15 protein-coding genes are annotated in these 23,608 nt (G+C 67.1%); 6 read left to right on the top strand and 9 right to left on the bottom strand.

Annotated elements, in window-relative coordinates; translation table 11 throughout:
- Nucleotides 1-5: 5 nt before the first annotated feature.
- A complete protein-coding gene (locus ACLIMP_RS16550; RefSeq protein ID WP_443478569.1) occupies nucleotides 6-572 on the bottom strand; it encodes a DUF924 family protein in 567 nt (188 codons plus the stop codon).
- A gap of 477 nt (nucleotides 573-1,049) precedes the next feature.
- Between ACLIMP_RS16550 and ACLIMP_RS16545 the strand changes: the two genes are divergently transcribed.
- From ACLIMP_RS16545 to ACLIMP_RS16525, 5 genes are all read left to right on the top strand, one after another.
- Entirely contained in the window at nucleotides 1,050-2,228 is a 1,179-nt protein-coding gene (locus tag ACLIMP_RS16545) for an HlyD family secretion protein (RefSeq protein ID WP_082370286.1), read from the top strand.
- 1 nt (nucleotide 2,229) lies between these two features.
- Complete coding sequence (locus tag ACLIMP_RS16540; RefSeq protein WP_443478568.1) at nucleotides 2,230-3,801, top strand: MDR family MFS transporter; 1,572 nt, start codon at nucleotides 2,230-2,232, stop codon at nucleotides 3,799-3,801.
- Nucleotides 3,801-5,258: an efflux transporter outer membrane subunit gene (locus ACLIMP_RS16535; RefSeq protein WP_443478567.1), complete on the top strand. Its 1,458-nt coding sequence runs from the start codon at nucleotides 3,801-3,803 to the stop codon at nucleotides 5,256-5,258. Before ACLIMP_RS16540 ends, ACLIMP_RS16535 begins: the two co-directional genes overlap by 1 nt.
- Nucleotides 5,259-5,406: 148 nt before the next feature.
- Nucleotides 5,407-6,468 (top strand): glycoside hydrolase family 43 protein, encoded by a 1,062-nt coding sequence (locus ACLIMP_RS16530; RefSeq protein WP_054436749.1) that lies wholly within the window; start codon nucleotides 5,407-5,409, stop codon nucleotides 6,466-6,468.
- A gap of 23 nt (nucleotides 6,469-6,491) precedes the next feature.
- A complete protein-coding gene (locus tag ACLIMP_RS16525; RefSeq protein ID WP_082370287.1) occupies nucleotides 6,492-7,388 on the top strand; it encodes a polysaccharide deacetylase family protein in 897 nt (298 codons plus the stop codon).
- Here ACLIMP_RS16525 and ACLIMP_RS16520 read toward each other — a convergent pair.
- The 8 genes from ACLIMP_RS16520 to ACLIMP_RS16485 form a co-directional block, all read right to left on the bottom strand.
- Nucleotides 7,363-8,583, bottom strand: coding sequence for an SGNH/GDSL hydrolase family protein (locus ACLIMP_RS16520; protein ID WP_054436751.1), 1,221 nt, complete (start codon nucleotides 8,581-8,583; stop codon nucleotides 7,363-7,365). The two genes, ACLIMP_RS16525 and ACLIMP_RS16520, sit on opposite strands and share 26 nt — an antisense overlap.
- An 87-nt stretch (nucleotides 8,584-8,670) precedes the next feature.
- On the bottom strand, nucleotides 8,671-11,610 hold the full coding sequence (locus ACLIMP_RS16515) for a TonB-dependent receptor (RefSeq protein WP_443478566.1): 2,940 nt from the start codon (nucleotides 11,608-11,610) through the stop codon (nucleotides 8,671-8,673).
- Nucleotides 11,611-11,744: 134 nt separating this feature from the next.
- Entirely contained in the window at nucleotides 11,745-13,424 is a 1,680-nt protein-coding gene (locus ACLIMP_RS16510; protein ID WP_443478565.1) for a GH35 family beta-galactosidase, read from the bottom strand.
- Nucleotides 13,421-14,881: a mannitol dehydrogenase family protein gene (locus ACLIMP_RS16505; protein WP_443478564.1), complete on the bottom strand. Its 1,461-nt coding sequence runs from the start codon at nucleotides 14,879-14,881 to the stop codon at nucleotides 13,421-13,423. Before ACLIMP_RS16505 ends, ACLIMP_RS16510 begins: the two co-directional genes overlap by 4 nt.
- The gene (uxaC, locus tag ACLIMP_RS16500; RefSeq protein ID WP_324699131.1) at nucleotides 14,878-16,290 is read right to left on the bottom strand and encodes a glucuronate isomerase; all 1,413 of its coding nucleotides are present in this window, start codon (nucleotides 16,288-16,290) and stop codon (nucleotides 14,878-14,880) included. The genes ACLIMP_RS16505 and uxaC overlap by 4 nt, the downstream gene beginning before the upstream one ends.
- Entirely contained in the window at nucleotides 16,287-17,576 is a 1,290-nt protein-coding gene (locus tag ACLIMP_RS16495) for an MFS transporter (RefSeq protein ID WP_324699962.1), read from the bottom strand. Before ACLIMP_RS16495 ends, uxaC begins: the two co-directional genes overlap by 4 nt.
- 26 nt (nucleotides 17,577-17,602) lie before the next feature.
- Nucleotides 17,603-18,814 (bottom strand): D-mannonate dehydratase ManD, encoded by a 1,212-nt coding sequence (manD, locus tag ACLIMP_RS16490; RefSeq protein ID WP_324699132.1) that lies wholly within the window; start codon nucleotides 18,812-18,814, stop codon nucleotides 17,603-17,605.
- Nucleotides 18,815-18,825: 11 nt separating this feature from the next.
- Entirely contained in the window at nucleotides 18,826-21,207 is a 2,382-nt protein-coding gene (locus tag ACLIMP_RS16485; RefSeq protein WP_443478563.1) for a glycoside hydrolase family 3 N-terminal domain-containing protein, read from the bottom strand.
- A gap of 243 nt (nucleotides 21,208-21,450) precedes the next feature.
- On the opposite strand from ACLIMP_RS16485, the gene ACLIMP_RS16480 reads away from it, so the two are divergent.
- Nucleotides 21,451-23,547 (top strand): alpha-glucuronidase family glycosyl hydrolase, encoded by a 2,097-nt coding sequence (locus tag ACLIMP_RS16480; protein WP_420719894.1) that lies wholly within the window; start codon nucleotides 21,451-21,453, stop codon nucleotides 23,545-23,547.
- Nucleotides 23,548-23,608 lie beyond the last annotated feature (61 nt).

Here is a 23,608-nt window from a genome sequence, read left to right as displayed (position 1 = left end):
CCCGTTCAGCCGGCACCCTCCTGCGGCGACAGGGCCGCCTCGCTCAGGAAAGCGTCCTCATCGGCGTCCGGCTCCCGCCCCAGTGCCGCGTTGCGCCCCGGAAACCGGCCAAACCGCGCGATCTCGGCGGCATGGCTGCGCGCAAAGGCAAGATTGCGGTCGGCAAAGTCGCGCAGCGCCGTGAAGCGCTCGATGCTCCGGGCCTGTATCGCCGGATCCTCGGAATGCATCAGCGGCATGTAGAAGAACTGGCGCTGCCCGGGCGAGAGACGCTCGTCCATGCCCGCCGCGATTCCGTCCAATGCAAGGGACAGGGCCTTGTCGTCGCTTGCAAAAGCCTGCGCGGTACCGCGATGGATATGGCGGGAGAACTGGTCGAGCACGAGAATGAGCGCAAGGCAGCCGCGCGCATCGTCGGCCCATCTGTCAAGCGCGCCGCCGGACGCATCCCGGTGCAAGGCTCCAAACCGCGCGCGCACCACCGAATCGAGTCTCTCGCCGCCGACGAACCAGTCCTGCGGTGTCAGTTGGCGAAACCAGAAATCCAGCACTTCGTCCTGCAACCTGCCCATCGTGATACTTCCTTTCACGCTGGAAACGCACGATCAGCGGCCGGGCTGCCATGGAAGAAGCCCGCGAGACGGGAAGTGGCCGGGAAAAACCGATGCCGGAAAGGCCAACAGCAAGCATATGCAGAAACAGGATAAAGATCCCGCCTGCATAAAACCTCAATCGATTGCAGCTTTCAACCGAACAGAAGCAGGGCCATCACGAACAGGGCAAGAGCCGTAAGGCTCATGCCGCAGAGCAATCCGAACGGACAACTCTGTATCGCAGGGTCGTACCTTTCCATACAACCTTCTCCGTCTTTTATGTTTTCTCCAGATTACGCCGATCCCTGTGCCCCGGCAAGTCGCCATGACGATATCGCGCCGGTCATCTTCGCGCATTTCCGGCCATGTTCCGCCGCTGAAACCGGCGGCAGGGAAAAAAGGAGGCTGCATCAATAGTCTCGACCGACCGCGAACTCGGCGCTATTTCCCGCCGCGATGGCTGAAGACACCTCCCCACAGGGCCCGCAGGACACCGAAAACCGCAACGCGGCCGATGCCGGGGGCGATGCCCCCCGACGCGGGATCAATCCGCGCACCCGGGCCATCCTGATCGGGGTGGCGATCGCCGCACTGCTGGCGGCGGGGCTCTGGTACTGGCGCCACAAGACGTACGGCCAGTACTTCGAGGAAACCGACGACGCGCAGATCCGCGCCGACGCTGTGGCGATCGCGCCCAAGGTCGGCGGCTATGTCGCCGCGGTGCTCGTGGGCGATAACCAGGACGTGACGCAGGGCCAGCAGCTCGTCCGTATCGATCCGCGGGACTACGACGCCAAGGTGGCGCAGGCCCGCGCGCAGATCGCCGAGGCCGCAGCCGGAGCGGAGAACGCCCGCGCCTCCATCGCCGAGCAGCAGGCCGCGATCGCGCAGGCCGAGGCCCAGCTTGTCGCCGCGAAGACCAAGGCTGCGCACGATGCCGCCGAAGTCGCCCGCTATGCACCGCTTGCCGCCAGCGGCGCGGAAACCCGCGAACAGCTTGCCCAGCTCCGCCTCACCGCCGCCCAGTCCGCGCAGCAGGTGCGCGAACAGGCCGCCGGGCTGGAGATGCAGAAGCGCCGCGTCGCCGGAATGGAGGCACAGATCCGTCAGGCCGAGGCGCAGGGCCAGGGCGCCCGCGCCCAGTTCGAAGCGGCCGGGGTGGACCTCTCCTCCACGCACCTCTCCTCGCCGATCGCGGGCCGCGTGGGCGACCGCACCGTGCGGGTGGGCCAGTACGTGCAGGCAGGCACCCGGCTGATGTCGGTGGTCCCGCTCGACAAGCTCTACGTCGTCGCCAACTTCAAGGAGACGCAGCTTGCGCTGATGCGTCCGGGCCAGCCCGCCCGGATTTCGGTCGATGCCCTCAGCGGGGTCGAGGTCGTCGGCCGCGTCTCCAGCGTATCGCCGGGCACCGGCGCGCAGTTCTCGATCCTCCCCCCGGAAAACGCTACCGGCAACTTCACCAAGATCGTCCAGCGCGTTCCCGTGCGGCTGGAGATCGAAGCCCCCGCCTCGGCACGCAAGGTGCTGCTGCCCGGCCTGTCCGTTTCGGTGACGGTCGATACCCGCAGCGCAAAGGACGAACTCGGCCGCATCGAGAAGGACCAGGAGCGGCTCGAAGCGAAGGGCCGCTGAAGTGGCGAGCACCGCCCTGCCCTCCGGTAACGGCACCGCTCCCGCCAGACCGGCCAACGCCGACCTGGGCGCCTGGCTGGCAGTGGCGGCAGGCACGCTGGGCGCGCTCATGGCGACGCTCGACATCTCGATCGTCAATTCCGCCCTCCCCACGATCCAGGGCGAGATCGGCGCCACCGGCACCGAAGGCGCCTGGGTGGCGACGGCCTATCTGGTGGCAGAGATCATCATCATCCCGCTTTCGGCCTGGCTCGAACGCGTGCTCGGCCTGCGCACGTTCCTGCTGATCGCGGTTACGCTGTTCACCGGATTCTCCATCGTCTGCGGGTTCGCCAACTCGCTGGTGATGATGATCGTCGGCCGGGTGGGACAGGGCTTCACCGGCGGCGCGATGATCCCCACCGCCCAGACCATCATCGCCCAGCGCCTGCCGCGCCACCAGCAGTCCATCGGCACGGCCGCCTTCGGCGTCGTCGCGATCCTGGGGCCGCTGATCGGCCCGCTGGTCGGCGGCTGGCTCGCGGAGAACCTGAGCTGGCACTACGCCTTCTTCCTCAACGTGCCGATTTCCTTCATCCTCATCACCCTGCTGCTGGTGGGCCTGAAGCACCAGCCTTCCCGGCTGAACCTGCTGCGAGAGGCGGACTGGATCGGCATCGCCGGGCTGGCGCTGGGCATGGGCGGGCTGACGGTGTTCCTGGAGGAAGGATCCCGGGAAGAATGGTTCGCCTCGCCGCTAATCCAGAAGATGGCCTTCATCAGCGCGATCGGCTTCATCCTCCTGCTCTACGGCCAGTTCACCGCGCGCCGCCCGGTCATCAAGCTGGCACTCCTGCTTGACCGGCAGTTCGGATCGGTGGCGATCATGGGCATGGCGCTGGGCGTGGTGCTTTACGGCACTTCCTACGCCATCCCGCAGTTCCTCGCCTCCATCGCGGACTATAACGCGCTGCAATCCGGCAAGGTCGTGCTGCTCTCCGGCATTCCCTCCATCCTGCTGATGCCCTTCGTGCCCTTCCTGCTGAAGCGCGTGGACATCCGCATCGCGGTGGCTTTCGGCATGGGCATCATGGGCCTTTCCGCATTCATGGAGACCAGCCTGACGCTCGGCTCCACCGGCGGAGACTTTACCGAATCCCAGCTCATGCGGGGGGTCGGCCAGATCATGGGCATGCTCTTCCTCAGCCAGGCCGTGGTGCAGTCGGTCCCGCCTGAGGACGCGGGCGATGCCTCCGGCCTGTTCAACTCCATGCGCAACCTCGGCGGCAGCTTCGCGCTCGCCGGGATCTCGATCCTCCAGCAGAACCGCCTCTGGCTGCACTCCCGCCGGATCGAGGAAACGCTCAACGCCAATTCCCCCGCCGTGCAGGACTATGTGAACGGCCTCGGCCAGATGATCAGCAGCCCGCAAGCCGGCATCCGCATGCTGGGACAGCAGATTCAGGGACAAGCCCTCGTCATGACCTACAACGACATCTTCTTCGCCATGAGCATCGTGACGCTCGCGGTATTGCCGCTGGTGCTGTTCCTGCGCCCGCTGCCGCGCAACGCCGCGCTGGGGGCCATGCACTGATGCGCGCAGCACCCCTGCTCCTCGCGGTCTCGCTCTCGGTCCTGGCCGGTGCCTGCACCATGGGCCCCGATTATGACGGCCCCCCGGCAGTCGCCAGCGCCGCCGCCGCGCGCGGCGGTTTCGTGCGCGCCGACGATCCTTCGCTGGCCGCGGGCCCCGGCCTCGCCCGCTGGTGGGAAAGCCTTGGCGACCCGGCGCTGACCGGCCTCGTCGACGATGCCCTGAGCAACAGCCCCAGCATCGAGGCCGCACAGGCCCGCATCCGGGAAGCCCGCGCCAAGCTGGAGCAGGGCCGCGCCGGGCTCTATCCCTCGGTCGCCGCCAATGCGATGTACGTCCACGCCACCCTGCCCGGTTCCGGGATCGGCGGCAGTTCGTCTTCCGACGGAGCGGACGGCGAGAGTTCGGGCTCATCCGCACTCAACTTCTACAATGTCGGCGCCAATGTCTCGTGGGAGCCCGACCTGTTCGGCGGCAAGCGCCGCGGCGTCGAGGCAGCCCGCGCGACGCTCGACCAGCGCTACGCCGACCTTGCCGATGCGCAAGTCTCGCTGAGCGCGCAAGTCGCCCAGTCCTACGTCAACTTGCGCGATGTGCAGGAACGCGCCCGGCTCAACGCCCGGTCGAGCGAACTCCAGCGCCGCGCCGTGGAACTCACCCGTCAGCGCTACGCGGCCGGCACCGCATCCAGGCTTCAGGTCGAGCGGCTGCAGAACCAGCTTTCCGCCACCGATGCGCAGAACGTGCCGCTCACCGCGCAGATCGCGATCTACAAGGACGCGCTTGCCGTGCTGACCGGCCGGGCGCCGGGCGAACTGGACGGCGCACTGGCGGCCGGGGCCCCGGTGCCGTTGCCGCCCGCCTCGGTTCCGATCGGCGATCCCGCCGCCCTGATCGCCCACCGCCCCGACGTGCGTTCCGCCGAACGGGCGCTGGCGGCCGGCACCGCCCAGATCGGCGTCAAGAAGGCGCAGACGCTGCCGGGCCTCAAGTTCTCCGGCATCCTCGGCCTTGGCGGCACCGAACCGGGCGACGTGTTCGACCCCGGCAATTTCGCCGCCCTGCTGATGCCGCAGCTGAGCTGGCCCGTGCTGGACTTCGGCAAGAGCGGCAGCGCCGTGCGGGAAGCGGAAGCCCAGCGCGACGGCGCGCAGGCGCAGTATCGCCAGGCCGTGCTAGAAGCCTTGCAGGATGCCGAGGACAGCCTTGCTCGTTTCGGGGCGACACGGCGCCAGCTTGCCCAGCTCACGATGGCCCAGCGCAGCGCGGCAACCGCCGCCGATCTCAATCGCCAGCGCTTCCGCGCCGGAACCAGCAGCCTGATCGACCAGCTCGACATCGAACGGCAGGAACTGAGCGCGGCAACCTCCACCGCGCAGGCACGCGCGCAACTGACCATCGACTATATCGCGGTGCAGAAGGCGCTCGGCCTCGGCTGGAGCGACGAAAGGCGCTGATCCTGCGGTCTGCACCGACCCGCAGAATGGCGGTTGTGCCCACCGATTGTTAGCGCTATCTTTCCCGGATAACGTTCATACCGACCGGGAGATTGATGTGTCGAGGCGAATTTACGCAGCCCTTGCGGCAACCGCTTTCTGCGGCCTGATGGCAGCCTGCAACGGCACCGGCGGCGCCCCCGAAGCCACGGCTTCCGCCGACGCCACCGAAGCGGACGCCGCTTCGGGCAAGAAGTACCTTTCGCAGCCGCTCGTCAGCGAAATCTACACCGCCGACCCTTCCGCCCACGTGTGGAACGACAAGTTCTACATCTATCCCAGCCATGACATCGACGGCCCCACGCCCGAGGACGACCTTGGCAGCCATTTCGAAATGCGCGACTATCACGTGCTGTCGATGGACAACGTGGGCGGCAAGGTCACCATCGGCCCCGTCGCGCTGGACGTGAAGCAGGTACCCTGGGCCGACAAGCAGATGTGGGCGCCCGATGCCGCCTTCAAGAATGGCACTTACTACCTCTACTTCCCGGCCAAGGACAAGCAGGGCGCCTTCCGCATCGGCGTGGCCACTTCCACGGACCCGATGGGCCCGTTCAAGCCGCAGCCCCTGCCGATCAAGGGCAGCTATTCGATCGACCCCGCGGTCTTCACGGACACGGACGGCCAGAGCTACATGTACTTCGGCGGCATCTGGGGCGGGCAGCTTCAGCGCAACCAGGGCGGCAAGTACGATCCCGATGGCTCGAAGACCGATCTCCAGGCGGACGACAAGCCCGCCCTGCTCCCGCGCGTGGCGCGCATGAGCGGCGATATGCTGGAGTTCGCCGAAGCCCCGCGCGAAGTGAAGATCGTGGACGAGAAGGGCAAGCTCCTGCTCGGCGGCGACCATGACCGGCGCTTCTTCGAAGCCGCGTGGATGCACAAGTACAAGGGCAAGTACTACTTCAGCTACTCGACCGGCGACACCCATTACCTTGCCTATGGCATCGGCGATTCCCCTTACGGTCCCTTCACTTACAAGGGCCGCATCCTGGAGCCGGTGGAAGGCTGGACCACGCACCACTCGATCGTCGAGAAGGACGGCAAGTGGTGGCTGTTCTACGCCGACAGCCAGCTTTCCGGCCAGACGCGCCTGCGCAACGTGAAGGTGACCGAACTGCACTACAACGAAGACGGCACGATCAGGACGATCGATCCGTTCGTTCGCTAAGGCCGGGTTCGGTGGGGACGGCCGTGAAGCCTGCGCGCCTGCTGGTGGCGGCGTTGCTGGCCGCCGTCCCCCTTGTCGCACAGGCGGCACCCCCGGCGCCGCAGATCGCGCTGACGTTCGACGACCTGCCGCTGCATACGCCCTACCCTTCGGGCGAAACGCCGGTCTCGGTCGTCGATGCGATCGTGGCGGCGCTGAAGCAGGCCCGCGCGCCTGCATTCGGCTTCGTGAATGCGGGCAAGGGCGCGCCGGGCGAGCTTGATGCCGTACTGGCCCGCTGGCGCGCGGCGGGCCTGCCTTTCGGCAATCACGGCTACGCTCACAGCAATCTCGACAAGGTCGGCGCGGCACAGTTCGTGGCCGAGATCGACCGCAACGAAGCCGTTCTGGCGCCGCTCGGCATGAAACGCTGGCTGCGCTATCCATATCTCGCCGAAGGCCAGGCCCCCGCCGAGCGAGACGCCGTGCGTCAGGCACTGGCGCAGCGGCACTATCGCATCGCCGGCGTCAGCCTCTCCTTTGATGACTGGGCGTGGAACGCGCCTTACGCCCGCTGCATCGCGCAGGGGAACGCAGCAGCGGTCGCCGATATCGAAACCCGCTATCTCGCCGCCGCCCGCCGCGATGCGCAAGCGGCGCGGGCTGCCTCAAAAAGCCGGTTCGGGCGCGACGTGCCTTATGTCCTGCTGCTTCACGTCGGCGCCTTCGATGCGCGGATGCTGCCGCGGCTGTTGTCGCTCTACCGGGACATGGGCTTCCGGTTCGTCACGCTCGAGCACGCGCAGCGCGACGGTTTCTATGCCGCCACCGATCCGGCCATACCCGGCCCGACGCCCGCCTTGCTGAGGGCTGCGCCGCTCGAACGTCCGGGCGACGAGGTCTGCCCCGCCTCCCTTAACGCAGCAGTTCCAGCGCAATAGCATCGCCCATGGCCTTGTAGCCCGCAGGGTTCGGATGAAGCGCATCGCCCACATCGTAAGCGGGATTGAGCCGGTCCGGCCGCGCAGGGTCACGCATGACCTTGTCGAAATCGATCACGCCATCGAAGTTTCCGGGCGCGCGTATCCACGCATTGAGCGCCTGCCGGTCCGCTTCGTTGGCGGCATCGGGATGGTAGAACTCGGTCCCCATGTCGGGAAGCAGCGTCGCCCCGTAGACCTTGATGCCGTGCGCGCGGGCGCGGGCGACGATCTGGGCATAGGCGCCGGTAACCTGCTCGACCATGGCGGCATGTTCTTCGGCGCTCACCGGCTTGAGCCGGGTGAGGTTGCCAAGGTCGTTGATGCCTTCCAGCAGGATCAGGTGCGTGACCCCGGGCAGCGCCAGCACGTCGCGGTCGAGCCGGGCCATGGCATTGGGCCCCAGCCCGTCCAGCAGCACGCGGTTGCCGCCGATACCCTGGTTTATCACCGCCTTCCCGCCGCCAAGACGGCGCGCCAGCACGTCGGTCCAGCGGTCGTTGCCGTTGGTCGTGGTACCGCGCCCGTCCGTGATGGAATCGCCCAGCGCCACCACCGCCCCGGCCTTGCAGGCGCGCGCCTCGATGCCGGACAGCATGAACCAGTGATCGACGGGATGGGCCGAGGGCAGGTCCGTTTCGGCAACGTGATCGCCCGCCAGCCAATAGGATGTCGTGCGCGAACCCGGATGCGAGGTCTGCCGTCCTGGCACCTCTGCCAGGTGGATCGAGACGGCAAGATCCTCGAACGCGCTGACCGGCATGTCCACCGGATCGGATAGCCAGTCCGCCCCCGGCGGGATCACCACGCGGGGCTTGCCGGAAAAGCGCAGCGCGGTGACCGTGCGCGCATCGACGGCTGCCTTGCCGGATTGCACCGCGCGGGCCAGCGTTGCCGCCTCGATCGTCATCGGCCGGTCGCCGAAGGCGTTGGAGAACCGCACCCGTACCGCGCTGCCGCCGATAGAGGGGCGCACGGTCTGGCGCAGCGTCACGTTGCGCAGGGCTTCTGCCGGCAGCGCATTGTCGGCGCCCGGCTCCATCTGCGAGGAACCCCACGCGGCGACCCATGGGCACGGCGCCGCCACGGCGGGCGAGGCGATCCCTGCTCCGAGCAGCGCGGCAGTCAGGACAAGGCGGCGGTACGTCGTCAACATCGCGTGACCCTCAAAAGAAATGAGCCGGCGCCCATTGGGGACGCCGGCTCGCAGTTTTCAGGGAGGAGGAGTTCCCTGCAAGAACAATCAGAAGTTGGCGCGGATACCCACCAGGACCTGACGGCCCGGATAGTAGACCGAATAGGCCGCGTTCGTGTATTCGAAGGTCGTGCGGATCGGCTCGTTGGTGATGTTCAGCACGTCGAGCGTCAGGCGCATGGCATCGTTCAGGAAGGGCAGCTGATAGCCGGCCGAAAGGTCGAGCTGGCCGCGCGCATCCGAACGCAGCGCCGCGCCCTGGATGTTGTTCTGCGGGCCGTTCACGGCGATCGACTTGTCGTTCCAGACGTAGTTCAGGCTGACCGACAGGCCGTGGTTCTCGTAGAAGCCCTGGAGGTTGTACGAATACTTCGAAACGCCGGTGGCGACGAGGCCCGAGGAGGAGGACTGGTCGAGGTAGGTGCCGTTGGCCGAGAAGCCCAGGCCCTGGAACAGGAAGTCCAGCGGCTGCACCCAGGTCGCCTCGATGCCCTTGATCCGCAGGTCCGACAGGTTGACCGGACGGTTCACGGTGATCGGCAGGTTGTTGATCGCCACGCCCGAGGCGGCGGCGCGGTTGCGCAGCGCATCCTGCTGGGTGGACAGCAGGCTGTCGAACGGAATGTTGAGCGAACCGAAGGTGGCGCTCGTCACCTGCGTCTCGGTGAAGCCCTTGATGTTCTTCATGAAGGCCGAAAGACCGACATAACCGATGCCGCCGGTATAGATTTCACCGCCGAGATCGTAGTTGTCCGAGGTGTAGGGCGTCAGGTCCGGGTTGCCCGCGGTCGCCACCAGCGCCGAAGGGTCGGAGAAGGTGATGCCCGGCAGGATCTGGCCCGCGTCCGGACGGGTCATGGTGCGCGAGGCGGACGCGCGCAGCTTGACGTTGTCCATCAGGTCGTAGGTCAGGTTGATCGAGGGCAGGAAGTTGTCGTAGTTCGACTTCGCCGTGATATCGACGATGGTGGTGCCGACCTGGCTCGGCCCGACGACGACCTGGCGGGTGTGGGCATAGCGCATGCCCGCATTGGCGTGCAGGTCGCGGCCGAACAGCTGGGTCACGCCGTTCAGCTCGAAGTAGGCGCCGAACACTTCCTCGTCCATGTCGCCGGTCGCGCCGCCGGTCACCGCGCCGCGTGCCTCGGGCGCGCTGTCGCGGTAGCTGGCATAGTTGGTGGCGGCCTTCAGGGCGTCGAAGTCCGGCACGACGAAGGCGTTGTAGCCTACGCTGCCGCTGGCGAGGTGGCCGAAGTTGCTGACCGGGAACTGCTTCAGGTACTGCGCGATCGACGAGGTGGGAACCGAGCCGGTGGCGCCGGTGCAGCCCGTGCCGCAGACCGAAAGCTGGTAGGCGCTGCTGTTGTCGTAAGCGCGGATCGAACGCTCGGCGCGGTCATAGGCGCCGCCGAACTTCACGCTGAACTGATCGTCGCCGATCGTGGTGTCGAGGTGCGCGCCCTTGGTGTCGGTGCTGCGACGCACGAGCTGGATGTTCTGGCGATACCACTGCCAGCCGAGGTTCGGGTCGTTGAGATCGACATTGGTGGTGATGAGCGGGCGGTTCGAGGCGCCGGTGTTGTCATAGTAGACGTCCACGCCCGAATTCGGCGCGGTCTGGAAGGCGAAGGTCGGCTGTTCGCGGAAGAACGAGCTCTTCGACCAGTTGGCGCTCGCCTCCACCTTCACGGTGTCGGAAGGCTGCCAGGTCACGCTCGGGTTGATGTTCCAGAACTTGGTGGTCTGCTTGAACAGGCTGGCTTCGAGGAAGAACGACGAGTTCGCGAAAGTGCCGCTGGTGACGACGTTGTTTTCGTCCACCGTAAGGTCGATCGGGATCATGCCGCCGGTCGCCTGCGCGCCGGTGCCCGGGCCCGAGTTGCGGACCTGCCAGTTCATGTTGACCTTGGTGTAGTCACGCTTGGACCTGGCCCAGATGCCGTCGAGCGCGAAGTGCAGCTCGTCGCTGGGGCGCCATTCGAGCGAGGCCAGCGCCGAGATGCGCGAGCGGTTGCCGGTGGTCAGGCTGTTGCGGCCAAGGCGCGGCAGCAGCGCGGTGCTGAGCTGGCTGGCGGTGAGGCCCGAAGTCTCGACGACATCGACCGGCTGGCCGGCGACGAGGCCGTGACCGGCATTGGCCGGGACGACCGAGGCCCAGTTCCAGTTGTTGTTGCCGGCATCGGTGCAGCCCGTGCCGCAGGGCAGGTTGCCGTCGCCCCAGCCCACGGTCTCGAAACCGTCGACCCGGGTCTTGGTCTTCACGCCGGCCACGCCGACGAGGATGCCGAAGGTATCCGTGGTGTGGCTGGCGACGAGCGCGCCGCGCGGGCTGATCTTGCCGTTGCTGTCGGTGTACTGGCCCTGCGCCACGGCGGTGATGTGGGTGCCTTCCTTGTCGAAGGGACGGGCGTTGCGCAGGTTGACGGTGCCGGCGATGCCGCCTTCGAGGGTCGAGGGCGTCGGGCTCTTGGCAAGGTCGAGGCGGGTGAAGAGTTCCGAGGGGAAGAAGTCGAGGTCGACTTCACGGTTGGCGCTGCCGCCGTTGGTGCCGCCGTCCGACGCCACCTGGAGCTGCGAACCGTTCAGCAGGACGCGGGTGAAGCTCGGGCCGAGACCGCGAATGGCAACCTGCGTGCCTTCGCCGTTTATATCGCGGTTGAGGCGCACGCCGGGCATGCGGTTCAGCGTTTCGGCAAGGTTGGTGGCGGGCAGCTTGCCGATGTCCTCGGCGAAGATGGAATCGCCGAAGGTCACGGCTTCCCGCTTGGCATTGGTGGCGCTGGCCAGCGAGGCGCGGATGCCGGTGACGATGATGTCCTCGGTCGTCGGCTCGTCCTGCGGTGCGGGCGCGGGGGCGGCCGGATCGGTTGCGGTGGTCGTCGCCGGGGCGGCGGCCGTGTCCTGCGCATAGGCGGACGGAACGACGAAGCCCTGGAGCGCGGCGGCACTCAGAAGAACGGCACGAACGGAAATCAGGTTGGATCGCATTGGATATCCCCTCCCATGTAACAAGCGTCCGCCTCGTGGCGGATCGCGGGTTGCGCCACTGCTGGTAGCGCTATCATTAATACTTACATATGCCCGGCGCCGGAGCGCGTCAACAGTTATGTTAGCGGTATCTTTTATCTGTAGGTGTAGAGCTTTACGCGCTGAATCTGCCATTTTCCGGCTTCCAGGCGGATATGGCGGCCCTGATGCGTCTGGTCTCCGTTCAGCAGACGAAGCGGCACCCACTTGCCCGAGGCGTCGAATCTGCCCTCGAACGCCGAATCGATTCCGGCAAGCGCGGCGGCATCGGCCCTGGGCTTGAACGTCACGGTAATGCCCTGACCGGCGATCAGGTACTCCTCCGGGCCGATCTGGACGATCATCCCGCCGGCGGCGGCGATCGCCGCGGTCGTGCCGGGCTGCGTGGCATCGGCGCCGGGGTTCGCCACCGGCTTCTGGATATCGGCATAGGCGATGGTGAAGCGATAGGAGCCGATATCGCGGGTTTCCGGCTCGTAGACCAGCGTCTCGTCATAGAGCTGGCGCGGCTTGAAACCGGCCATGCGGTCGGTGCCCTGCGCTTCGAGGATATAGGGCTGAAGCTGCTGGAGCACGCCGTAGGCGTCCTTGAGCGGCCCCGGATTCTCGTCCACCGAATCTATCGAAAACGGGCCGAAGCCGATCGCGTCGAGCTGGCCGATGGCATAGAACGCGTTCGCCGGGGCCACCGGATTGCTTGAATTGTGCGCCTCGGGAATGAACAGCACGTTGTCCGGCCGCTTGTAGCGGTTCACGATGTCCACGAAGTTCGGGAAATAGATGTCGGGCGCCAGGAAATCGAGGTGCGGGCCGCCGGCCTTCCAGACGTCGAGCAGGTGCGGCAGCGGGCCGCCGCTGGGATATTCGCCGGGGATGCGGCCCGGACGGTTGAGCGCGACATTGACGTACATCGTTATCGGATAGGCCGCCTTGCCCGCCTCCGCGAGGCGGTCGGCGAAGCGGGCGTAGTGCCAGGCCGCGAAGACTTCCGCCGCACCGTCGCCGCCGCCGAACAGGTCGTCCCACGAACCGCTGGTGCGCGCGCCGCGATCGAGCCACATCTGGCGCATGCCCGGGACGAGCGTGTCCTTGTGCGCGACGAGATAGTTCACCAGCTCGGCCGGAACGGGCTCGCGGTAGGCGGCATTGGCGGCGGCGCTGTAGTCCCGCGCGACCGGCAGCATGCCGATCTCGTTCTCCACCTGCACCATGACGACGGTGTTGTCCTTCGCATCCACCGCCTTGAGATGCGCCATGAGCGCGGCATAGGCGCGTTCGTCCGCCTTGAGCGTCTCGGCGCCGAAGGTCGAGAGGATCTCCACCCCCTGTCCGTTGGGAAGCTCTGCGCGCGGGAAGCGCCGCTGGTCGCGCTTGACCCAGGCCGGGACATAGGTGGACATGGAGTTCTTCCACGCGCCGAACCACAGGATCACCAGCTTGAGGTTGTTCGCCCGCGCCGCCTTGATCTGGAAATCGACCGAGGACCAGTCGAACGTGCCTTCCACAGGTTCGATCAGTTCCCACGACACCGGCGTCAGCACGGTGTTGAGGTTCATGTCCTTCAGCCGCTTCCAGTGCGGTTCCATGTAGGCGGCGCTGGAAGAGGCGGAATTGCTGAGTTCGCCCGCGATCATCAGCAGCGGCTTGCCATTGACGATCAGCTGCTGCGTATCGCCCTTCGCCTCCAGGCGCGGGGCATCGGCGAAAGCGGGCGCGGTGAGGCAAAGGCTCGCGGTGAGGGCCGAGACCGCCATGAAGGCAGTGCGCAAGGTCATGCGTTCTCTCCGAGGAATGCGGTAAGCACGGCGCGGGCGCCGGATGTTTCGAGATGGCCCAGATGCGCGGCCACGGCGTCAAGCGCGGCCTCATCGGGGATGGGGCCGAGCACGGCAAGCGCGGCCGCCGCGCGCGCGCGCGGGGTGGCTGCATCGCGCAGGGCATCGGCAAGGGCCTGCGCGGCGGGATCGTCGATGGCGAAGCTTTCGCCCGCGTCGGTCGTGCCTGCCTGCCAGCGCACCCAGGCCGCAATGGCCAGCGCGATGGCGGCGAAGGAACCGCCCTGCTCCCGCACCGCGCCCAGCGGCGCGAGCAGGCGTTGCGGCAGCTTCTGCGAACCGTCCATGGCGATCTGCCGGGTGCGGTGCTGGAGCGCGCTGTTGGCAAAGCGCGCCATCAGTTCCTTGCGGTAGGCGATCACATCGAGCCCGGCCGGCGGATAGAGCGTGGGCGTGACTTCGTCCCAGAGCCGCTCCACGAAGAGCAGGCCCGCCGCGCTGCCGACGAATTCATGCACGAACCGGTCACCGGCAAGCCCGCCGAGATAGGCGATGGCCGAATGCGCGCCGTTGAGCAGGCGCAGCTTGGCTTCCTCCCACGGGGCGACGGCATCGGCAAGCTGCACGCCGAGCGCGGCAAAGTCCGGCCGCTCGCCCGCGAAGCTGTCCTCGATCACCCATTGCAGGAAGGGTTCGGCCTTGACCATGGCGCGGTCTTCCACCCCGATCAGCACGGCGAGACCGGCAATGTCCTCGTCCGTGGTGGCGGGCACGATGCGGTCCACCATGGTGGCGGGGAAGCTGCAGCTTTCCGAAATCCACGCGGCGAGCGCCGGATCGTGCGCCTCTGCCATGGCAAGCACGGCGCCTTTCAGCAACGCGCCGTTGTGGGGCAGGTTGTCGCAAGAGAGGATCGAGAGCGGGGCCAGCCCCTGCGCGCGCCGCCGCGCCAGCGCCGCGACAAGGAAGCCCGCCGCCGTGCGCGGACGCTCCAGCCCGGCGAGATCGGCGGCAATATCCGCGTCTTCGGCCATGAGCTTGCCGGTCTTGCGGTTGAGGCAATAGCCCTTCTCGGTCACCGTCAGGGTGACGAGATGCGTATCGGGCGAAGCCAGCGCGGCCACCACCGCCTCCGGGTCTTCCGGCGCGACCAGCACGCGCTGCACCGCGCCCATGATCTGCGGGGTCTGCACCTCTCCCTCGCGCACGAGCAGGGTGTAGAGCCCGTCCTGCGGCGCCATCTGCTCCCGCACTGAGGCCGAGCGCAGCGAAACGCCGATCACGCCCCAGCGCAGGTCGCCCGAGGCGAGCGCCGCCTCGAACACGGCGGCCTGATGCGCGCGGTGGAAGGCACCGATGCCGAGGTGGACGACCCCCGCCGAAACCGCCGCGCGGTCATAGGCAGGGCGCGCGACGGAGGCCGGAACCTGGCCGAGCGTTTCAGCGCACAGCCTCACAGCTTGTACGCCGCCTTGACGAGATCGTAGGCGAGCGCGCGCGCCACTTCGTGGGCCTCGTCCTCGGGCAGGCGATGTTCGGCGACCAGCTGCGCCAGCCAGGCACAGTCCATCCGCCGGGCCACGTCGTGCCGGGCCGGGATCGAGAGGAAGGCGCGGGTATCGTCATTGAAGCCGACGGTGTTGTAGAAGCCGCCGGTTTCGGTCGCACGTTCGCGGAAACGGCGCATGCCTTCGGGGGAATCGTGGAACCACCACGGCGGGCCGAGCCGCAGCGAGGGATAGTGCCCGGCCAGCGGCGCCAGTTCGCGCGAGTAGACGTCCTCATCGAGCGTGAAGAGGATCAGGGTCAGGCGCGGATCGTTGCCGTAACGGTCGAGCAGGGGCTTGAGCGCCTCCACGAATTCGCCCGGCATCGGAATGTCGCCGCCCTTGTCCCGCCCGAAACGGTCGAGCACGGCCTTGTTGTGGCTGCGATGGACGGCGGGGTGAAGCTGCATGACCATGCCGTCCTCCACGCTCATCCCCGCCATTTCGGTGAGGATCTGGGCGCGGAACAGTTCGGCATCCTGCTTGCTCGCCCCTGCCAGCACGCGCTGGTAGAGCGCCTCGCAGTCTTCGGGCGAAAGGTCGGCGGTCAGGGCGCTGGGGTGGCCGTGATCGGTCGAGGTGGCCCCCGCCTCGCGGAAGCGGGCGCGGTGGAAGCGGTGCGCGGCAAGATAGCCCGCGTAAGTCGAGACGTCCTCACCCGCCATCTCGCCGAACTTCGCGACCTTTTCGGCGAAGCCCGGCGTTTCGGGATCGACCACCGGATCGGGGCGATAGGCGGTGACGACGCGGCCGTTCCAGCCGCTTTCCCGGATCGCGCGGTGATGGGCCAGCGGGTCCAGCGGGCCTTCGGTGGTGGCGATCAGTTCGATGTTGAACTTTTCGAACAGCGCGCGGGGGCGGAACGCCTCGGTCTTCAGCGCGGCGTCGATCACTTCGTAATAGTGGTCCGCCGTCGTCTCATCCAGCAGCACGTCCAGCCCGAAGACTTCGGCAAAGACCCAGTCCAGCCACATGCGCGAAGGCGTGCCCCGGAACAGGTGGTAGTGCTTCGCGAAGATGCTCCAGATCTTGCGCGGGTCCTGCTCCACCGGGCTGCCGTCTACGCTGGGCACGCCCAGCGATTCCAGCGCGACGCCCTGCGAATAGAGCATGCGGAACACATAGTGGTCCGGCACGATCAGCAGCGAGGCCGGGTCCGTGAACGGCTCGTCATAAGCGAACCATGCCGGATCGGTATGGCCGTGCGGGCTGACGATCGGCAGGGCCTTCACGCCCTCGTAAAGCGCGCGCGCGATGGCGCGGGTGCCGGGGTCGGCCGGGAACAGGCGATCGGGATGGAGAACGAGAGGACGCGTCATGCTGTAGCTTTCTCGCCGTCGGGATCGGCGACCTGGTAGCGGGGAAGGATCAGGTGAATGACGGCAAGCGCCACGAGATAGGCGCAGGAGGCGACCACGAAGATCGGCTCGTAGCTGCCCACGCTTTCGAGGATGGCTCCGGCGAACTTGGCCATGAGCATGCCGCCCACGGCGCCCGAAAGGCCGCCGAGGCCGACGACCGATCCGGTCATCCAGCGCGGCATCGTGTCACCCGGCAGAGCGTAGAGATTGGCCGAGAAGCCCTGATGGCCGGCGCAAGCAAGGCCCACCAGCGCCACCGCCGTCCACAGGCCCGGCGCGTTCGGGGCCATGGCGATCGGCACGGCGCAAAGCGCGGCGAAGAACATGGCGGTCTTGCGCGAGCGGTTGACGCTCCAGCCCCGGCCGATGAAGCGCGAGGAAGCCCAGCCGCCCAGCACCGAGCCGACGTCGGCCAGGATATAGACCGCGATCAGCGGCGGGCCGAAATCCAGCATCTTCACGCCGAACTGCTTGTTGAAGAAGTCCGGCAGCCAGAACAGGAAGGTCCACCATACCGGGTCGATCAGGAAGCGGCCCAGCATATAGGCCCAGGTCTGGCGATAGCCGAACAGCGCGCGCCACTTGACCGGGCGGGGCTTTTCCACCGGATCGGCCTCGATCCAGGCCAGTTCCTCGGCGCTGAGGTTCTTCTTGTCGCGCGGGCGGCGGTAGAAGCCCAGCCATGCCGCCAGCCACAGCACCGTGAGCAGGCCGGTGAGGATGAAGGCCCAGCGCCAGCCCAGCGTCAGCGCGATCACCGGCACCACCAGCGGCGTCAGGATCGCGCCGACGTTGGAGCCGGCGTTGAAGATGCCGATGGCGAAGGCGCGCTCGCGCTTGGGGAACCATTCGTTGGTGGCGGCGATGGCGGCGGGGAATGTCCCCGCCTCGCCGATGGCCAGCGGAATGCGGGCGATCAGCATGCCGCTGGTGGAAGTGAACAGCGCATGCGCCATGTGGCCCACGGTCCAGAGCGTCACCGCCAGCGCATAGCCCGCGCGGGCGCCGAGCCGGTCGATCAGGCGGCCGAACACGACATAGGCAATGCCGTAGCCCGCCTGGAACCAGATCGCGAGATCGGCATAGCCGCTCTCGCTCCAGCCGTAGCGCGCCTGCAGTTCCGGCTTGAGCGTGGGCAGGACCAGCCGGTCCACATAGCTCAGGACCACCGCCGCAAAGAGCAGCGCGCAGACGATCCAGCGGATCCGGCCCGAGGGTTTCCCCGGGCCGTTCGCGGTTTCCATGGATGGCGTCACGCCGTTCACCACGCTCACCAGTTGTACATCGTGCCGTCTTCGAGGCGGTTCACCGGCAGGAAGGCGCGGCTGTATTCGTAGCCGGCGGCCAGTTCCTCATCGATGTCCACGCCCAGCCCCGGCGCTTCGCCCGGGTGCATCATGCCGTTCTCGAAGGTATAGGCATGGGGGAAGACCGCGTCGGTTTCCGGCGTGTGGCGCATGTATTCCTGCACGCCGAAGTTCGGCACCGAAAGGTCGAAGTGCAGGGCAGCGGCCATGCAGACCGGCGACAGGTCGGTGGCGCCGTGGCAGCCGGTGCGGATCTGGTAGAGATCGGCCAGCGCGGCGATGCGGCGCAGATGGGTGATGCCGCCTGCGTGAACCACGGTGGCGCGGATATAGTCGATCAGCTGGTTCTGGATCAGGTCCTTGCAGTCCCAGATCGAGTTGAAGATCTCGCCCACGGCCAGCGGCGCAGTGGTGTGCTGGCGGATCAGCTTGAACGCTTCCTGGTTTTCGGCAGGGGTCGCGTCTTCCAGCCAGAACGGGCGATAGGGCTCCAGGTCCTTGCCCAGACGGCCCGCCTCGATCGGGGTGAGGCGGTGGTGGATATCGTGCAGCAGGTGCACGTCCCAGCCCAGCGCCTCGCGCGCGGCCTTGAACAGTTCCGGCACGACGCGCAGGTACTTCGCGGTGTTCCAGACGTTTTCGGTCGGCAGGTCGGCGTCGGCGGGCTCGTAGAAGTACTTGTCCTTGGAGACGCCGTAAGTGGAGGCCATGCCCGGCACGCCGCACTGGAGGCGGATCGCCTTGTAGCCCTGCTTCTTGTAATCGAGCGCGACCTCGATGGTGTCCTCGATCGTCGTACCGTTGGCGTGGCCGTAGACCATCACGCCTTCGCGGCTCGCGCCGCCGAGCAGCTGGTAGACCGGAAGGCCCGCGATCTTGCCCTTGATATCCCACAGCGCCATGTCGACGGCGGCGATGGCGGTCATCGTCACCGGGCCGCGCCGCCAGTAGGCCCCCTTGTAAAGGTACTGCCAGACGTCCTCGATGCGGTGCGCGTCGCGGCCGATCAGGCAGGGGATCACATGGTCGGTCAGGTAGCTGGCGACCGACAGCTCCCGGCCGTTGAGCGTGGCGTCACCGACGCCGGTGGTGCCGTCGTCACAGGTGATCTTGAGCGTGACGAAGTTGCGTCCCGGACAGGTGATGATGACTTTGGCATCGACGATCTTGGGCATTGCGGGAATCCTCAGGCGATTTCGAGGGTTGTGGTCTTGAGATCGGCGCTGCTGGCGCCGACCATGATATCGAACAGGCCCGGTTCGACGACTTCGCGCATGGCCTCGTTCCAGAGGCTGAAATCGTCGGGGCCGAGGGTAAACTCGATCCGGCGCGTTTCGCCGGGCTTCAGCGTGACACGGCGGAAACCGCGCAGTTCCATGACCGGGCGGGTGACGCTGGCGGCCTGGTCGTGGACATAGAGCTGCACCACTTCGTCGCCCGCGCGCTGGCCGGTGTTGGTCACGTCGACAGAGACGGTGACATTGCCCGCCGTGCCGATGCGCGGTGCCGAAAGGCTGGGCGCGCCCACGCTGAACGTGGTGTAGCTGAGCCCGAAACCGAAGGGATAGAGCGGCGCGGTCTCGGTGAAGAGATAGCCGCGCTTGGCGGACGGCTTGTGGTTGTAGAAGAAGGGCACCTGCCCCACGTCCCTGACAACGGTGACCGGCAGCTTGGCGCCGGGATTGACGTCTCCGAACAATGCCTCAGCCATGGCGGTGCCGCCTTCCTGCCCGAGATACCAGCATTCGAGGATCGCATCGGCCTGCTCGGCCACGGTGGGCCAGGAAGGCGGGCGACCGTTGAGCGCGACGACGATCACCGGCTTGCCGGTGGCCTTGAGCGCGCGGAACAGGTCGTTCTGCTCGCCCACGAGGTCAAGCTCGGTGCGGTCGCCGAGGTGGTTCCTGGCATAGCCTTCGCGGCTGGTCTGTTCGGTATCGCCAATGGCCAGCACCACCACGTCGCAGCCCTTGGCCACTTCCGCGGCCTCGGCGATCAGCGCGCGGTTCTTTGCCGGGTCCGCCAGCAGCACTTCGTTGGCCGAACGATCCTCGCTCTGCGTAATGAACACGCCCTGCGCGAAGACGACTTCGGCCTTGCCCGCGACGCGTGCCTTGATGCCTTCGACAAGGTTCACGCTCGAACGCGGTTCTGACGAATAGCCGCCAAGGCGGGTGACATTGGCGTTCGGCCCGATCACCGCGATGCGCTTCTGCGCGCCCGCCGTCAGCGGCAGGACACCGGTATTCCTGAGCAGGCAGATCGACTTGCGCGCCGCTTCCAGCGCCAGCGCGCGGGCTTCGGGATTGGCGGTGAGTTTCGCGGAAGCCTTGGGATCGACCGGCCCCGCCTCGAACATGCCGCCGCGGAACTTCAGCGTCAGCATGTGGCGGCAGGCGGCATCGACGGCGGCAAGCGGCACCAGACCCTTGCGCACCTGATCGGCCAGCGTGCGATAGGCCTCGCCGTCCGGCAGGTCGCAATCGACGCCCGCATGGAGGGCAAGGCGCGCCGCGCCCTCGATATCGCTGGCGAGGTGGTGGAACGAGGCGAGTTCGCCGATCGCCGCATAGTCGCTGACCACGGCGCCGTCGAAGCCCCATTCGCCGCGCAGCACGTCTTCCAGCAGCCAGCGATTGGCGTGGCTGGGGATGCCGTCGATCTCGTTGTACGACGGCATGACGGCGGCGATGCCGGTGCGGCGCACCACTTCGCGGAACGGCGGGAAGAACGAATCGTAAAGCTCGCGCTTGCCGAGCGGGGCCGGGGCTACATTGTTGCCCGCCTCGGGCTGGCCGTGCCCGGTCATGTGCTTGAGCGTGGCGAAGACCTTGCCCTCGCCCAGTTCCTTGCCCGGCCCCTGCAGGCCGCGCACGGCGGCAACGCCCATTTCTCCGCAAAGATAGGGGTCTTCGCCGAAGGTTTCCTCGATCCGGCCCCAGCGCGGGTCGCGGGCGATGTCCACCACCGGCGAAAGCGCCAGGGTGGAACCGTGGGCGCGCACTTCGCGGCCGATCACCGACTGCACGCGCTCCACCAGATCGGTGTCGAAGCTGCCCGCCATGGCGATGGCCTGCGGGAAGCTGGTCGCTTCGGGCGCCATGTAGCCGTGGAGCGATTCCTCATGGAACAGCACCGGAATGCCGAGCCGGGTCTGCTCGCGCGCCCATTTCTGGGCGGCGTTGACGAAGGCGATGGTATCGGCAGGCTTGCGCCAGCGCCCGGTCACTTCGGTGCCGGTGTTGTTGGCCGTGGCCGCGCCGCCCCGGTCGGACGGGCGGGCGATCTGGCCGATGCCGTCGGGATGGGCCTTGCTGGCGCGAACCGGATCGAAAGCGCGCGATTCGTCCATGATCTCGCGCTTGCGGGTGGAAAGCGTGACGAGCTGGGCCACCTTCTCGTCCAGCGTCATGCGGGCCATCAGGTCCTTCACGCGCAGGTCTACGGGAACCTTGGGGTCCTTGTAGAGCGGCGCGGCGGCGCGCGCGGAAACCGGAAGGAAGGCCAGCATCGAGGCGCCCGCGCCCCAGCGCAGCAGTTCGCGGCGTTTCACGGGGGCGGCGATCATGCGCGCACCGCTACGGACGAAAGGCGCGATCCCGCAAGCGTCAGACAAACCGGAAAAATCATCTTCCTCCCCTGCATCCCCGGACCCTTTCGGCCCATTTCCCAATCGGGCGGCAAAGTGTGTTGCCTGCCCGGAACTTTATGTGGTAGCGCTATCATGCGCGACAACGAACAAGCTTGTCAATGGCATCGCCGCGCTAATTAAATTTCGGCCACCGGGCCACGATCTGGGACACAGGGGAGGATGATGAAGAAGCGGCTTCTGACGATCGGCGTATGCGTGACGGCCCTTGGCTTCGCGAGCGCGCCTGCCCTTGCAAACGATGGCTACGACCTCTGGCTCGCGCCTGCAAGCGCCCCCGCCACCACCGAAATCCGCGTGATCGGCCAGTCCGAAACGCTGGACCGCGCCGCCGGCGAACTGCGCCGCGACCTTGCCGCGTCGCCGCTTCCCGTGGTGCTCGGCAAGGCCGACGATCCAGCCCTTGCCGCGCTGCGCCTGCCCGCGGCATCGCTGGGCGAGGAAGGCTATCTGGTGCGCGCCGCCACGCTCGATGGCCGCAAGGTGCTGCTCGTCACCGGCAAGACCGACCGCGCCGTGCTCTACGGTGCCTTCGCGCTGATCCGCGCGCAGAAGACCGGCGCCGACCTTGCCGGAATCGATCTCCGCTCCGCCCCGAAGATCGGCCTGCGCGTGCTCAACCACTGGGACAACCTCGATGGTTCGGTGGAGCGCGGCTACGCCGGGCAATCGCTGTGGGACTGGTGGACCCTGCCGGACTTCAAGGACCCCCGCTACACCGACTATGCCCGCGCCAATGCCGCGCTGGGCATCAACGGCATCGTGCTCAACAACGTCAACGCCAAGCCCGAGAGCCTGACCGCGCCTTATATCGCCAAGGCCCGGGCGCTGGCCGAAGTGTTCCGCCCCTGGGGCATCAAGGTCTACCTTTCGGCGCGGTTCTCCGCACCGATCGAGATCGGCCATCTCAAGAGCGCCGATCCCCTCGATCCCGAGGTAGCGGCCTGGTGGAAGGCGAAGTCCGACGAGATCTACGCCGCGATCCCCGATTTCGGCGGCTTCCTCGTCAAGGCCAACAGCGAAGGCCAGCCCGGCCCGCGCGACTATCACCGCAGCCATGCGGAAGGCGCCAACATGCTCGCCGCCGCCGTCGCGCCGCACGGCGGCATCGTGATGTGGCGGGCCTTCGTCTATGCCGAGACCGACCCGGACGACCGCGCCAAGCAGGCCTATACCGAGTTCAAGCCGCTGGACGGCAAGTTCGCCGACAACGTGCTGGTGCAGGTCAAGAACGGCGCCATCGACTTCCAGCCGCGCGAACCGTTCCATCCGCTGTTCGGCGCCATGCCGAAGACGCCGATGATGCTCGAACTCCAGATCACCAAGGAATACCTCGGCTTCGCCACGCACCTCGCCTACCTTGGAACGATGTTCGAGGAAGTGCTGGAGGCAGACACCCGCGCCAGGGGCAAGGGATCGACCGTGGCGAGGGTGGTGGACGGTTCGCTCTACGGCCACAAGCTCAGCGGCATTGCCGGGGTTGCCAATGTCGGGCGCGACCGGGACTGGTCGGGCTCCACGTTCAACCAGGCCAACTGGTACGCCTTCGGCCGCCTCGCCTGGGACCCGACGCTTTCCGCCGACGCCATCGCCCGCGAATGGGCGCAGCAGACCTTCGGCAACGACCCGCGCGTGGTCGATACGGCGGTGAAGATGATGATGGCCTCGCGCGAGGCGGTGGTGGACTATACCGGGCCGTTCGGCCTCGCCCACCTCATGGGCACGGGCCATCACTATGGTCCGGGGCCATGGATCAGCGATCTTGCCCGGCCCGAGTGGAACCCGGTCTATTATCACAAGGCCGACCGCAACGGCATCGGCTTCGACCGCACGAAAACCGGCAGCAATGCCGTGGCCCAGTACGAACCCGCCGTGGCGAAACTTCTCGCCGATCCGCGCACCACGCCGGAAAGCGAACTGCTGTGGTTCCACCACCTGCCGTGGGACTGGAAGATGAAATCCGGCCACACGCTCTGGCAGGCGATGGTCGGCCATTACGATCGCGGCGTGGCCACGGTCGCGCAGATGCAGGCGGACTGGCAGGGCGTGAAGGACAAGGTGGACCCCGAACGCTGGCAGAAAACCGCCAGTTATCTGCAGATCCAGCACAACGAGGCCAAGTGGTGGCGCGATGCCAGCCTGGCTTACTGGATGTCGGTCAACGGCCTGCCCCTGCCCGCCGGCGTGGCCGCGCCGGAGCACGATCTGGCCTGGTACAAGGCGCAGGATTTCCCTCTCGCACCCGGACACCCGCACTGACCATCCGCACTGATCGCCGTTCGATGGTTGCGCTATCACCCGGATTTGTGGTGTTAGCGAA

This window comes from Novosphingobium aeonii (assembly GCF_052279045.1).
GTDB lineage: Bacteria > Pseudomonadota > Alphaproteobacteria > Sphingomonadales > Sphingomonadaceae > Novosphingobium.
Note: the sequence above shows the minus strand (reverse complement) of the source record. Positions and strands in the feature narration are given on the sequence as shown.